This is a genomic window from Rhizobium sp. K102 (assembly GCF_022385315.1).
In the GTDB taxonomy this organism is placed as follows: Bacteria; Pseudomonadota; Alphaproteobacteria; order Rhizobiales; family Rhizobiaceae; genus Rhizobium; species Rhizobium croatiense.
Map to the genome: position 1 here is coordinate 3,985,450 of NZ_CP092436.1, position 12,880 is coordinate 3,998,329.

Annotated in this window: 12 protein-coding genes; 4 read left to right on the plus strand and 8 right to left on the minus strand. The window is 62.4% G+C overall.

Features of this window, described 5'->3' with window-relative positions:
• Positions 1–346: 346 nt before the first annotated feature.
• The 3 genes from MHI61_RS25585 to ftsE form a co-directional block, all read right to left on the minus strand.
• Positions 347–1,063: a YdcF family protein gene (locus MHI61_RS25585; protein WP_239791062.1), complete on the minus strand. Its 717-nt coding sequence runs from the start codon at positions 1,061–1,063 to the stop codon at positions 347–349.
• 67 nt (positions 1,064–1,130) lie between these two features.
• The gene (locus MHI61_RS25590; RefSeq protein ID WP_064686330.1) at positions 1,131–2,144 is read right to left on the minus strand and encodes an ABC transporter permease; all 1,014 of its coding nucleotides are present in this window, start codon (positions 2,142–2,144) and stop codon (positions 1,131–1,133) included.
• Entirely contained in the window at positions 2,137–2,796 is a 660-nt protein-coding gene (gene ftsE, locus MHI61_RS25595) for a cell division ATP-binding protein FtsE (protein ID WP_004671394.1), read from the minus strand. Before ftsE ends, MHI61_RS25590 begins: the two co-directional genes overlap by 8 nt.
• A gap of 206 nt (positions 2,797–3,002) precedes the next feature.
• Here ftsE and MHI61_RS25600 point away from each other — a divergent pair, with 206 nt between their 5' ends.
• The 3 genes from MHI61_RS25600 (at position 3,003) to MHI61_RS25610 (ending at position 5,203) form a co-directional block, all read left to right on the plus strand.
• On the plus strand, positions 3,003–3,647 hold the full coding sequence (locus MHI61_RS25600) for a hypothetical protein (RefSeq protein ID WP_239791063.1): 645 nt from the start codon (positions 3,003–3,005) through the stop codon (positions 3,645–3,647).
• Positions 3,648–3,778: 131 nt separating this feature from the next.
• A complete protein-coding gene (gene hpt / locus MHI61_RS25605) occupies positions 3,779–4,321 on the plus strand; it encodes a hypoxanthine phosphoribosyltransferase (protein WP_004671390.1) in 543 nt (180 codons plus the stop codon).
• A 522-nt stretch (positions 4,322–4,843) separates the two neighbouring features.
• The gene (locus MHI61_RS25610) at positions 4,844–5,203 is read left to right on the plus strand and encodes a response regulator (RefSeq protein ID WP_239791064.1); all 360 of its coding nucleotides are present in this window, start codon (positions 4,844–4,846) and stop codon (positions 5,201–5,203) included.
• 69 nt (positions 5,204–5,272) lie between these two features.
• Here the strand turns inward: MHI61_RS25610 and MHI61_RS25615 are convergent, their stop codons facing one another.
• The 4 genes from MHI61_RS25615 to argH form a co-directional block, all read right to left on the minus strand.
• Positions 5,273–7,921, minus strand: a complete 2,649-nt coding sequence (locus tag MHI61_RS25615) for a TIGR02302 family protein (protein WP_239791065.1) — start codon at positions 7,919–7,921, stop codon at positions 5,273–5,275.
• Between the two features lie 163 nt (positions 7,922–8,084).
• Positions 8,085–9,353 (minus strand): diaminopimelate decarboxylase, encoded by a 1,269-nt coding sequence (gene lysA / locus MHI61_RS25620; protein WP_239791066.1) that lies wholly within the window; start codon positions 9,351–9,353, stop codon positions 8,085–8,087.
• Positions 9,354–9,364: 11 nt separating this feature from the next.
• Positions 9,365–9,559 carry a lipoprotein gene (locus MHI61_RS25625; protein ID WP_239791067.1) on the minus strand — a complete coding sequence of 65 codons (195 nt, stop codon included), beginning with the start codon at positions 9,557–9,559 and terminating at the stop codon, positions 9,365–9,367.
• A 150-nt stretch (positions 9,560–9,709) separates the two neighbouring features.
• Positions 9,710–11,113, minus strand: coding sequence for an argininosuccinate lyase (argH, locus tag MHI61_RS25630; RefSeq protein WP_183839830.1), 1,404 nt, complete (start codon positions 11,111–11,113; stop codon positions 9,710–9,712).
• A gap of 23 nt (positions 11,114–11,136) precedes the next feature.
• On the opposite strand from argH, the gene MHI61_RS25635 reads away from it, so the two are divergent.
• On the plus strand, positions 11,137–11,799 hold the full coding sequence (locus MHI61_RS25635) for a TlpA disulfide reductase family protein (RefSeq protein ID WP_239791068.1): 663 nt from the start codon (positions 11,137–11,139) through the stop codon (positions 11,797–11,799).
• A gap of 189 nt (positions 11,800–11,988) precedes the next feature.
• Here MHI61_RS25635 and MHI61_RS25640 read toward each other — a convergent pair whose 3' ends face one another.
• Positions 11,989–12,870, minus strand: a complete 882-nt coding sequence (locus MHI61_RS25640) for a 3-hydroxybutyryl-CoA dehydrogenase (protein WP_038691587.1) — start codon at positions 12,868–12,870, stop codon at positions 11,989–11,991.
• Positions 12,871–12,880 lie beyond the last annotated feature (10 nt).

Genomic DNA, 12,880 nt, shown 5'->3' on the forward strand with positions numbered 1-12,880 from the left:
CGGCCTACACGATATTGCCCATCATAAAAAGCATTTGATGATGCCCCAGAACAGGATTCAGATTTCAGGCCGGGCCTGAAATCTGAATCCTGTTCTAAATTAGAAGAGTTTGGCCATGATGTCGTCCGAAAACCGCTCACACTTTTCGGCATCATGCTCTGGCAAAACCTAGAGCCTTTCCTGGTTAGATTGAAGCATTCTGCCGGAGCAGGTTTTCGTCAGGGCAGAGGCGATTGGTGAAGGGCCTACCCCCAGGGTACGTCCGAGCCGATCGCCTCTGATCCTGGCGGAAAGATGCCCGGCCGGTTTCAGCCAACAGAATGCTTCAATCTAACCAGGAAAGGCTCTACTCTGCGGCGGACACTCTGGCCGAGCGCAATCCGGTGTGGCGGCCGAAGCCGGTGATGTTGCGGGCGCCGGCCAAGAGCACCTTCAGATATTCGGCCAGCATGACGCGCATCGCGTTCGGATCGGTGAACCAGTTGCGGGTCTTCAGATCCGAGTTGACGACGGGATAGGGGATGAACTCGATGTCGGGATCGACATAGGAGAGCTCGGCGAGGGTGCGTGGCATATGGTAGTTGTTGGTGACGACGAGCACGCTTCTGTATCCCTTGGCATGGATCCAGTTGGAGGTTTCCTCGGCATTGCCGATCGTGTCTATCGCGTCATGACCGATATCGACGCAGCAGGAGAAGAGATCGGCCGAGCCCTGCGTCATCTTGCGGATCTGAGCCGGCGTCGTCGTCGGGTGGACGCCGGAGATCAGGAGCCGCCTGCCGGCACCCTTCTGCAGCAGTTCCACTGCCTGGTCGATGCGCTGGTAGCCCCCTGTCAGCACGACGATCGCGTCCGCCTTCGGCTCGACCGGGGGCTTGAGCGTCGTCACGGAATCGGCAAAGCGCAGGAAGCCGCCGAACACCAGGGCGATCGCCAGAACGCAACCAAAGCCGGCCCAGCGCAACATGCGGCGGATCGGCCCGCGTCGCGGCGGCAGGCCCGCCGGGTGATCAAGCTCCGGATCCTGCCGAATCGGGTTGCGTGTCGTATGGCCCATGGTCATGAATCGTGATTATACGCTGATTACGGCGTGGAACAGACGCTACAATGACAAAACGACATGGTCACGATCAACTTGCGATGCCGTCGGTGCGCGTCGGGTCCGAGCGCAATGTATCGATTTCATAGATCGTCCGCATGACGGTCAGCCGCGCCGTGACGGTCGTCAGCAGCGCGATAACGATCATGGTCGCGAAGATGCCGGCATAACCGAGTACGCCGACCGAAAAAGTGCCGAACAGCGCGGTTGCCTGATCCGTTTCCGGCGTCGCCAGAGTGCGGCTTTGCCAGAAGCCGGCAGTGGCGAAGAAAAGGGCGGCAAGCGCGCTGCCTATCGCCGAGCCCTTGAGGCTGATCTTGAGGAAATGCTTCTGGAATTCGGTGGCGACAAAGGAGCTTTCGGCGCCGACGAAATGCAGCACTTCGACGATGTGGCGATTGCCCGACAGCGCGCCGCGCGTGGCAAAGACGACGGTGAGCACCATGGCCGAGAAGACGAGGAGCAGGACGCCGGTGCCGATCAGCACCGTCGTATGCGCCATGGACACCAGCCGGTCGACCCAGGTGCGGTGATCGTCGAGGCTCGCCTGCGGGATGCTGTCCTTCAGGAGCCCGCGCATCGCCTCGAAATCCGGCGGGTTGCTCTCGTCGATGGTGATGACGACGAGGCGGGGAACGGGCAGGTCCTTGAGGTCGAGACCGGGGCCGAGCCAGGGTTCGAGCAGACGGGCGGTGGCCGCCTCGTCGACGATCTGGCCGCTTTTGGTGCCGACGAAGGTCAGCGCCAGGTCGCGCGCCTGCGTCAGCGCCTTTTCCATGTCGAGATTATCGTCCGGCTTGATCTGGATGGTGATCTCGCGGGAGATCTGACTCTCCCAGCTCGCCGCCGTCGAGCGCACCATGCTGACGCCGCCGAGCGTCAGGCAGGCGAGAAAGGCCATGATCGATATCACCACCATCAGGGCATTGCCCTGGATGTTGGAGGGCGGCAGGATCGGCGCGGTCGGGCGCACGCGCATTTCCGGCCGCTTCTGCTGGGCCTGGGCCGGCGCCTTGTCTCGGTTTTTGGACGGGGGCTCAGTCATAGATATCGAGATGCCCCTCCGAGAGGATCATGCGGCGGGCTTCCACCTGTTCCATCAACGCCAGGTCATGGGTGGCGATTACGACCGCCGTGCCGAGCCGGTTGAGCTCGAGGAAAAGATTGAGCAGGCGCCTGGCCATCGGCGGGTCGACATTCCCCGTGGGTTCGTCGGCCAACAGGACTTCCGGTCGGTCCATCAGCGCCCGGGCGATGGCGGCGCGCTGTTTCTCGCCGCCGGAGAGCACCGGCGGCAGCACGTTGATGCGTTCGCCGAGGCCGACCCATTTCAACAGTTCCAGGACGTCGGTCTTGTAGGAGCTCTCCTCCTTGCCGCGCACCCGTAAGGGCAAAGCGACATTTTCATAGGTGGTGAGATGATCGAGAAGGCGAAAATCCTGGAAGACGATGCCGACGCGCCGGCGCAGCAACGGCAGTTCAGGACGGGGGATTTCGGAAATATCGCGCCCGAACATGCGGATCAGGCCGCGCGTCGGCTGCAGCGACATGAAGAGGAGCCGCAGCAGCGATGTCTTGCCCGCGCCCGACGGGCCGGTCAGGAACTGAAAGGATTTCTTCGGAATGTCGAAGGTCAGGTCCCGGAGGATTTCCGGGCCCATGCCATAGCGCAAACCGACATTCTCGAAGTGAATCAACGGGCAGCTCAGTCTGTTGTGGGTTTCACCGTGCGACTTGTTAACCAACACCGTTAACAGCCGGTAAATTTTGCCGGAAAGACGCCCGTTTGATGGCAATCTTTGCGAAGCATTAACCATTAAAATTTACGACTGAGCAGGATTCGTTTCAATGCCAAGATTAGCGCTGGCAGCGAAACCATGTGGACATCTGCGAGGCAGCCACCATGGAAGCATCCTTCTTCAGCCGCCGGACACCGGGCCAGGCCTATGATTTCCTGCCGCCCGAACCCGCCAGCCGCCAGTACCGCAATCCGCGCCCTACCGATATTGCCGACGCCGAATTCGTCACGCTCGGCAAGGCGCGGCCGCGGGAATTCACCGCGAGGACCCATAACGACAACCGCAAGCGGGCAGGCGCCGCACAGCCGCCGCTTCGGCCGGCGATGGCCGCTTCTCTTCTGCGGGAGGCGGAAACCTGGCTGCAGCGCGCGTCGATGCGCAGTTTCGCCGTATTGGTGCTGGCGCTTGCCGTGCTCGTCTTCGGGCTTGCGGGCGGCTTCTCCGGCCTGTCGGGTGGCCGAGCCTATTCCGGAGCGCCGCTGCATTTCACCCATGTGACGGCGACGCCGCGTGACGCGAACGGCATGCGCGTGCTCGTCATCAACGGCATCATCGAAAACGACAGCGGCACGACGCAGACGCTGCAGCCGATTCGCGCCGATCTCGTGACCGACGAGCGGTTGACCGCGAGCATCGTCATCAACCCGCCTGTTGACGTCATCTATAGCGGCCAGAGCCGGGGCTTTTCGGCGCGCGTCCAGCATGCCGGCGGAAAGATGCCGGAGGTTCGGCTTTCCTTCCTGCCATAGACGCACCACCGGCACGCCACGGCCAATTCCTGCCGCAGGTCGTGCCAATCCGGTTAATTTCTAGCCGGCGAGGCTGTTTCAAGCGCGCATATGTGCTAACGGCTTACCCTTCTTTTCATGGAGAAGCCCCTATGCCTGTCGTGCGCGGAAAAAATATCGAGCCGCTCTTCACCGCCGAACAGATTGCCGAACGCAATCATGCGATGGCGCGGGAGATCGCCAACGGTCCGACCAAGGACCTGCTCGTCATCGCCGTGCTCAAGGGTTCCTTCATTTTCGCCGCCGACCTGATCCGCGCCCTGCATGACACCGGGCTTGCCCCGGAGGTCGAGTTCATCACGCTGTCGAGCTATGGCAGCGGTACGGTCTCGCAGGGCGTGCGCATCGTCAAGGACATCGACAGCGATGTGCATGGCCGCGACGTCCTGTTGATCGACGATATTCTCGAATCCGGCCGGACGCTGCTGTTTGCCAAGGAGCTGCTGTTCGAGCGTGGCGCACGCAACGTCACCATCGCCGTGCTGCTCGACAAGCGCGTCAAGCGCAAGGAAAAGCTGGAGGCCGATTATGTCGGCTTCGAATGCCCAGACTATTTCGTCGTCGGCTACGGCATGGATGTCGCCTATGCTTTTCGTGAACTGCCCTTCGTCGGCGTGGTGACCGGCGACGCCTGATTGATCGGGAGTACTGCAGCGCCTTAGAGCCTTTCCTGGTTAGATTGAAGCATTCTGCCGGAGCAGGTTTTCGTCAGGGCATAGGCGATTGGCGACGGGCATACCTTCTGGTACGTCCGAGCCGATCGCCTCTGATCCTGGCGGAAAGATGCCCGGCCCACCGGCCGCACCGCTTCGCCGTGGCGAAGCGATCAGTGCGCCCGGCGTTCCCAAGTCTTGCAGATTTGCCAGGCAAATCTGCGGGAGGGCTGGCTGAAACGGGCCGGCTGATCGACCGGCCGGCTTGGCCGTAGAGCTGGGCTACGACGCGCGCCGGCCGGTCGACCATCCGACTCCGTTTGAGCCAACAGAATGATTCAATCTAACCAGGAAAGGCTCTAGCACGTCTGAAAGAGGCGCCGCGCTGCGCTGCCGCTCGAGACGGGTTGTTAACCATCCCGTCCATCGCTTCGCCATCTTTACCGATCGAAAAGGAAAGTCTGGTGATTTCCGTCGCGGGGCTGAAGACGGAGCAATGCACATATGGCAAGAATTCTGATTACGGAAGACGAGGACTCCCTGCGGTCTTTCGTAGCCCGGGCGCTCAGGCTCGACGGTCACGAGACGGATGAAGCGGCCGATGGCGCCGAGGGGCTGGAGAAGCTCAAGGATGGGGCCTACGACCTGCTGCTTTCCGATATCCGCATGCCTGTGATGGACGGCATCGAGCTCGCCCACCAGGCCAAGGATGCCTTTCCTGCTTTGAAGATCCTGCTGATGACCGGCTATGCCGAGCAGCGCGAACGAGCCGACGACCTTGCCGAAAAGATCATCGACGTCGTGGCCAAGCCATTCGCGCTTCCCGATATCCGCAAGGCGGTTGCCCGGGCGCTGGTCGCCTAACGCCTGTTCGGAATTTGACGCGTAACCCCGAAAATCGATTGCGATTTTCGGGGTTACGCGCTTGAGCGCCTATTGGATATCCAGCAGCCGTTCGAGATATCGTCGTTCCATTTCCTGCGGCGGATTGTTGCCGAGCTTTTCGCGGATCGCATCGAGGATTTCCCGCGCCCGCTGAACGTCGATTTCGTCAGGCACCTTCACGCCGTCGTCCTCGATATATCTCTCGCTCATGCGCGGCCGGCCGAGCGGATCGCGGCCGTTCTGCTCGCCCTGGCCGACCTGGCCGTTCGGGCCTTGTCCCTGCTGGCCCTGCTGCGCCTGCATCATCTGGTTCATCATGTCACGGGCGCCCTGGCGAAGCGCTTCCAGCGCGCGGCCCTGGTTTTCGATGGCCGGTTGGCCGCGGCCCTGGCCGAGTTCGCGGCCGGCGCCCTCCATCTCGCGTTGCGCCTGGCCGAAGCCGGGGCCGGGCTTCATGCCCATTTCGCCCAGCTTTTTCTGCAATTCACCCAGCTGCTTGCCGAGCCCATCCTGCTGGGCGCGCAGCTGTTTCAGCGCCTCGCGCAGCTGTTCGGCCGTCATCTGGTCGGAGGGCTGCTGGCCTTCCTGGCCTTGCTGGCCCTGTTGCTCCTGCGGCTCGCCGTTTTCACCGGGGGTCATCTCGTCGAGCAGCGGATCGTTTTCGCCCATTTCGGGTTCGCCGCGCTGCATGCGGTCCTTGAGCTGCTGATCGAGGCGGAAGGTCTGTTCCATCAGCTTCTGCTGGTCGCGCAGGATTTGGCCGAGCTTGTCGATCTGCTTGCGCGCCTCACTGTTCTCCTGGCTCTGCTGGCCGCGCTGCGGCCGGCCGGCCTGCAGATTGTTCATCATGCGCTGCAATTCCGACAGCATCTGCTGGGCCGCGTCGCGGTTGCCGGAGCGGGCGAGATTCTCGATCTGGTCCATCATCCGTTCCAGATCCTGCTGGCGCAGGAAGTTCTGGGCGTTCTGGTTCGGCTGCATCGGCGCATTCTGCATGCGCTCGGCAAGCTCGCTCAGATAGTCCTGCATCGCCTTGCGCAGTTCGTCCATCAGCTTCTTGATCTCTTCGTCCGGCGCGTTGCGGTTCAACGCATCGGCAAGATTCTGCTGGGCCTGGCGCAGCTTGCGCTCGGCAAGGGAAAGATCGCCGTCCTCCATGCCGAGAGCGATTTCCCAGAGATATTGGGCCGTATCCTTCAGCGCCTCCTCGCTCTTTGCGAGCTTCATGCGCGCCAAGGCGGATTCCAGCAACAGGTAGTTGGTGAGCTTGGGGATGGTCTCCTCGGGACGGATGGTCAGCGCTTCGTTCAGCGCGATCGCCTGCGGCATCTTGCGGGTGTCGAGGGCGAAAACCTGCCGTTCCTCAGCGACGGCCGCGGCAAGCGGCTCGTTGAAGGGCCGCGACGGCAGCATCATCTCGTGCGGCGGGCTGCGGCCGGTCTGGCCGGCTCCGTCCTTGGCAACAAGCGTCACGCGCACGCGTTTGCCGGCGAGCGGATGTTCGGTCAGGTTCCGGCTGGTCACACCCTTGGCGTCACGGGCGTTGCGGCGGGGGATATCCAGCCGGTACTCCGGCAATGGGTAAAGAGGCGTTGCTTTCGGATCGGTTTCGAGCGGTACGATCTCCGCATGAGCCTCCTGGACGCCGTAGTCGTCCTTGACGGTGAAACCAATTTCAAGCGCGCCGTTGACGCTGGGCTTCGGCAAGCCGTCAAAGGCAATTTCCGGCGCCTTGTCGGGAAGGATGTCGAAGCTCCAGCGGCGGCCGCTGACTTCGAGCGTGCCGTTCTCCTCGAGCTTCATCGCATGCGTCTGCGCGATGGCGGCCTGGCCGGCCGGTGCGGCATCCGGCTGGTTGCCGGCGGTCGCAGCTGTCTGGCGCGGGCTTGCGTCCGCCTGCACGGCGATCTCCTGCGTCTGACCGTTCGCTTTGCGGAACACGACCTTTTCGGCCGTCTTTCCGCCGCTGACGCGCACGGTGAGAGCGGAAAACTGCGGAATGCCGATCGGCGCCTGTTCACTGCCGTCGGCGGTCAGGTAGACCGGCGCGCGGCCGGTATAGGAAGGCGGCGTCACCCAGGCGTCGATGCGCACGGCCGGATCGACCGTCACCTGTTCGGGGGCTGCCTGCAACGCGTCACTGACCGAACCGCCATTGATCGACAGCGAATAAGCAAAGGCAGTGACGAGAAGCAGCGCCGGAATGGCGCGAAGGGCGAAACGGTCATGCCGGGCAATGTCAGGCCTCGGCATGCCGGCGTCGAGCGCTGCGATCTTTTCGGCCATGCGCAGCTGGTGCTCGCGCCAAAGCGCCCGGGCGAAGGGCGCATCGAAGGCCGGTTCGTCTTCCTGGACGGTGACCGGCTGGTGCGGCAAGCCGTTGCGTTCTTCCAGCATGCGGTCGGCTTCGGCGATCCTCGGCCAGCGCAGATTGCGGAAGGGAAGGAGCGCGACAAGGAAAGCGAGAGCGAAAGCGATCAGCAGAAGGATGCGCAACCAGTCCGGCACGCTGCGGAAGACGCCGAACCAGGAGGCGGAGAGATAAAGGGCGGCGACCGACAGGACCGGCAACAGAGGCGGCAGCAGCTGCTCGCAAAAAAGCACGATGCGCGCCAGCAGGCGTTTCGCCGTCACCAGCCGGGCAAGGGCAGGGCGGAGCGCAAAAGCACCTTTCTTCTGCCTGAAGGGGCTTGTCATCGGTCCGGTCTCCGCGATCTGACGTGGAACAGAGGGCGCTTCCGGCGATTGCGGGGCAATACGCTCATGGCTGACAAGGATAACACTCTTTGTGGCGAAGGCGAGGGCGAGCGGCCGGCAATACCGGCTTTTCACGTTTATTCGCCAAAAAGTGATGGCCTCGTCAGTCGAGCCAAGCCGGAACCGAATCGAGGCTGATCAGCTCGGCATAGGTTCTACGCGGTCGTATCGCATGGAAATCGCTGCCCTTGACCAGAACTTCGGGGACCAGCAGGCGGCTGTTATAGGTGCCGGCCTGGACGGCGCCATAGGCGCCGGCAGTGCTGACGGCCAGCAGATCACCCGGCTTCGGCATCGCCATTTCGCGGTCGAGCGCCAGATAGTCGCCGGTCTCGCAGACGGGGCCGACGACGTCGGCGCGGATGCGCGGCGCATTCGCCGCCGAAATCGTCACCGGGCGGATTTCGTGATAGGCCTCGTAGAGCGTCGGCCGAATGAGATCATTCATCGCGCCGTCGACGATGACGAAGGTCTTCTCGCCGCCGTCCTTCACATAAAGCACCTCGGTCACCAGAATACCGGCATTGCCGACGATCAGGCGGCCGGGCTCGGTGATGACCTTGCAGTCCAGATCGCGCAGCTGGTTCTTGACGATTGCTGCATAGGCATCCGGCAGTGGCGGCGGATTGTTGTCGTCCTTATAGGGGACGCCGAGGCCGCCGCCGATATCGACATGATCGATCGTGTGGCCGTCGGCGCGGAGCGTCGCGACAAGGTCGCGCAGCAGCTTGAAAGCGTCGTCGAAAGGCTGCAGCTCGGTGATCTGGCTGCCAATATGCATGTCGATGCCGGTGACCTCGATGCCGGGCAGCTTGGCGGCATGGGCGTAGATCGCGCGGGCGCGCTCCCAGGAGATGCCGAACTTGTTTTCCTTCTTACCGGTCGAGATCTTCGAATGCGTCTTTGCGTCGACATCCGGGTTGATACGGAAGGAGACGGGAGCCTTCTTTCCGGCGTTGACGGCGCGCTGGTTGAGGATCTCGAGCTCGGGTTCGGATTCGACGTTGAAGCAGTAGATACCGGCCTCGAGCGCGAAATCCATCTCGGATGGGGTCTTGCCGACGCCTGAAAACATGATGCGGCTTGCCGGAATGTCGGCTGCGAGCGCGCGGCGCAATTCCCCTTCCGAGACGACGTCGATGCCGGCGCCGAGGCGGCCCAGCGTCTTCAGCACCGCCTGGTTCGAATTCGCCTTCATCGCGTAGCAGACCATCGAGTCCATATCGGCGAGGGCTTCGGAGAAGACCCGGTAATGGCGTTCAAGGGTGGCGGTGGAATAGACGTAGAACGGCGTGCCGACCGCCTTGGCGATCTCGGGAACGGGAACGTTCTCGGCGTGAAGGATGCCGTCGCGGTGCTCGAAGTGGTTCACGGGCTTATGCCTTAAAGAAGAGGATCGAGAAGGAAGGGCTTGTCAACGGTTCCCGGCTGTTTCGTCGGCTTGGAAACGTCGCCTTCTTTCGTTGCCGCAGCACTCGGCGGGTCGAGATCGCCCTTACGCCCGCACCCGGCAACGGCAAGGCCGATGACGGCGATGACTGCCGTCGAGCGAATGAGGTGCGGCAAGCTCTTCTGCATGGATATCCTCTTGTACGAGATATGACGGACATCGTTCATTAGGAACGATGGACATCTTCATAGCGAAGTTTCTCCGCCTTGTGCACCCTGATTGTTGGACGGTCTTTCCCCGTGCGGGGGAAGGGCGAAGCGGCGTTTCGCTTCGCTTTTTTAGTTGCGGGCGCGCCAGAAGGCGATCTGCTTGCGCACCTCGGAGGGGGCCGTGCCACCGAAGCTCTTGCGGCTGGCGACCGAGGCTTCGACCGTCAGCACGTCATAGACCTTGTCGGTGATTGCGGAATGGATCGCCTGCAGGTCGGCGAGCGGCAGCTCGGCCAGGTCGCAGCCCTTGCTTTCGGCCAGCGCGACGGCGCGGCCGGTCACGTGATGGGCATCGCGGAACGGCAGGCCGGCTTCGCGCACCAGCCAGTCGGCAAGGTCGGTCGCCGTCGAGAAGCCGGAGCCGGCCGCCGCCTTCATGCGCGCGGTGTTGACGGTCATGTCGCGCACCATGCCGGTCATGGCGGCGATCGCCAGCTCCAGGCTCTCGGCTGCGTCGAAGACCTGTTCCTTGTCTTCCTGCATGTCCTTGGAATAGGCGAGCGGCAGGCCCTTCATGATCGTCAGCAGTGCGATCAGCGAGCCGTTGATGCGGCCGGTCTTGGCGCGCACCAGCTCGGCCGCATCCGGGTTCTTCTTCTGCGGCATGATCGAGGAGCCGGTCGAGAAGGCGTCGGAGAGGCGCACGAAACCGAACTGCGGCGTCGACCAGATGACGATCTCTTCGGCCAGGCGCGACAGATGCATGCCCGTGATCGCGGCGATCGCCAGGAATTCGATGGCGAAATCGCGGTCGGAAACCGTGTCGATGGAATTGCGGGTCGGCTCGCGGAAGCCGAGCGCCTTGGCCGTCATGTGGCGGTCGATCGGATAACCGGTGCCGGCAAGGGCGGCAGCACCGATCGGGCTTTCGTCCAGGTGCTCGATGGCATGGCGCACCCGCGAGCGGTCGCGGCCGAACATTTCGACATAGGCCATGCAGTGATGGCCGAAGGTGACGGGCTGGGCGGTCTGCAGATGGGTGAAGCCCGGCATGACGCTTTCGGCATGTTCCTCGGCGCGATCGAGGAAGGCGGCAATCAGGCCGGTCAGCATCTTCTCGGTCTTCTCGAGCTCTTCCTTCACCCAGAGGCGGAAGTCGAGCGCGACCTGGTCGTTGCGCGAGCGGGCGGTGTGCAGCCGGCCGGCAGCCGGTCCGATCAGCGTCGCCAGGCGCGCCTCGATATTCATGTGGATGTCTTCGAGCCGGCGCGAGAATTCGAAATTGCCGCTTTCGATTTCTGACAGGATCGTGTTTAGCCCGTGAACGATCTTGTCCTTATCCTCGGCCGAAATAATCCCCTGATGGGCGAGCATCGTCGCATGGGCGATGGAACCGCGGATATCCTGCGCGAATAGCTTCTTGTCGAAACCGATCGAGGCATTTATCTCCTCCATGATCGCGTCCGGGCCGGAGGCGAAACGCCCACCCCACATCTGGTTGGAGGATTTGGTGTCCGTGTTGCTCTCGGCCATGGATGCCCGTCCTGGAGAATGAAATGACGACAAAAAAACCCTTCGGTCTGCCGTCGCTAAAACTGATCGCAATCGCCGCCGTTGCAGGCGTTGTTGCCGGTGCGGCAGCGGTATACGTGAAGGAGACGGGGATTGGCAATGGCGTCAGTGATGCGGCTTCGGCCGAATGCCCGCTGGCGAGGGAACGCGCCGTCACTCTGGCGCCGCTGATGAAAGGGCAGGTTGCCGCGATGGTTGCCGCCAGCGAGCCGCGCAAGCTGACCGGCGTGTCCTTCAACGGCCCTGACGGCAAGCCGCTGACGCTCGACCATTTCGCCGGCAAGACCGTGCTGCTCAATCTCTGGGCCACGTGGTGCGTGCCCTGCCGCGAAGAGATGCCGGCGCTGAACGCGCTGGAAAAGCAGATGGGCGGCGACAAGTTTCAGGTCGTGCCGGTCAATATCGATACCGGTGATGACGAAAAGCCGAAGACTTTCCTCGCCGAGACGGGCGTCGATGCGCTGCAGCTTTATCGCGACAATACGATCGGCGTCTTCAATAGCCTGAAGAAGGAAGGTCTCGCCTTCGGCCTACCGGTGACGCTGCTGCTCGACGACAAGGGCTGCCTGATCTCCGCCATGAACGGACCCGCCGCCTGGGACAGCGAGGACGCCAAAACTTTGATCAAGAGTGCGATCGGATCGTAAGGATATCGGTCAGGAGTCGCCACTTCCTCTGATCAGGAAAACGCCGGCAATTCCGATAAGGACGCAGCATTGCAGCAGGAACATCGGTGTTTCGGTCGACATGGCGTTTCCTCCCATTCACGGCAAGGAAAGCATTTCGCGGGCGTCCGGTCCATTCGCCCTTTGTGATGATCGGCCGCGGATGTCCGCTTATCGCGTCGGAACAGGCACTTCGCCGCGATAGTCGTAGAAGCCGCGGCCGGATTTGCGTCCGAGCCAGCCGGCTTCGACATATTTCACCAGCAGCGGGCAGGGGCGATATTTCGAGTCCGCCAGGCCGTCATGCAGCACCTGCATGATCGACAGGCAGGTGTCGAGGCCGATGAAATCGGCAAGCTGCAGCGGCCCCATCGGATGGTTGGCGCCGAGCTTCATCGCCGTATCGATGGCGTCGACCGTGCCGACACCTTCATAGAGCGTGTAGATCGCTTCGTTGATCATCGGCAGGAGGATGCGGTTGACGATGAAGGCCGGGAAGTCCTCGGCGACGGTGATGGTCTTTTCCAGCGTGCCCACGAATTCCTTGGCGGCGGAGAAGGTCTTCTCATCGGTGGCGATGCCGCGCACCAGTTCGACCAGCTTCATGACAGGCACCGGGTTCATGAAATGAATGCCCATGAAGCGTTCGGGGCGGTCGGTGGCGGCGGCAAGCCGGGTAATCGAAAGCGAGGAGGTGTTGGTGGCCAGCAGCGCTTCCGGCTTCATCACCGGACAAACCTGACTATAAATCTTGCGCTTGACGCTTTCGTCCTCGGTGGCCGCCTCGATGACAAGATCGGACGGAGCGAGGTCATTGACATCGGCGGAGCCGGTGATGCGCGACAAGGTCGATTTACGTTCCTCATCCGTCATCTTGCCGTTCGTCACCAGGCGGGCAAGATTGCCGTTGATGGTGGCAAGGCCGGATTCGATGCGGTCCTGCGAGAGATCGTAGATGTGGACCCTGTACCCTGCGGCGGCCGAAACATGCGCGATGCCGCAACCCATCTGGCCGGCACCGATGATCCCAATATTCTTCAACACCGCACTCATCTCCAAAACC

Excerpts from the sequence above, each read along its gene's own strand:
- MHI61_RS25585 (WP_239791062.1), bottom strand. The coding sequence starts at position 1,063 with ATGACCATGGGCCATACGACACGCAACCCGATTCGGCAGGATCCGGAG.
- MHI61_RS25590 (WP_064686330.1), bottom strand. The coding sequence starts at position 2,144 with ATGACTGAGCCCCCGTCCAAAAACCGAGACAAGGCGCCGGCCCAGGCC.
- MHI61_RS25600 (WP_239791063.1), top strand. The coding sequence starts at position 3,003 with ATGGAAGCATCCTTCTTCAGCCGCCGGACACCGGGCCAGGCCTATGAT.
- hpt (WP_004671390.1), top strand. The coding sequence starts at position 3,779 with ATGCCTGTCGTGCGCGGAAAAAATATCGAGCCGCTCTTCACCGCCGAA.
- MHI61_RS25610 (WP_239791064.1), top strand. The coding sequence starts at position 4,844 with ATGGCAAGAATTCTGATTACGGAAGACGAGGACTCCCTGCGGTCTTTC.
- MHI61_RS25615 (WP_239791065.1), bottom strand. The coding sequence starts at position 7,921 with ATGACAAGCCCCTTCAGGCAGAAGAAAGGTGCTTTTGCGCTCCGCCCT.
- MHI61_RS25625 (WP_239791067.1), bottom strand. The coding sequence starts at position 9,559 with ATGCAGAAGAGCTTGCCGCACCTCATTCGCTCGACGGCAGTCATCGCC.
- argH (WP_183839830.1), bottom strand. The coding sequence starts at position 11,113 with ATGGCCGAGAGCAACACGGACACCAAATCCTCCAACCAGATGTGGGGT.
- MHI61_RS25635 (WP_239791068.1), top strand. The coding sequence starts at position 11,137 with ATGACGACAAAAAAACCCTTCGGTCTGCCGTCGCTAAAACTGATCGCA.
- MHI61_RS25640 (WP_038691587.1), bottom strand. The coding sequence starts at position 12,870 with ATGAGTGCGGTGTTGAAGAATATTGGGATCATCGGTGCCGGCCAGATG.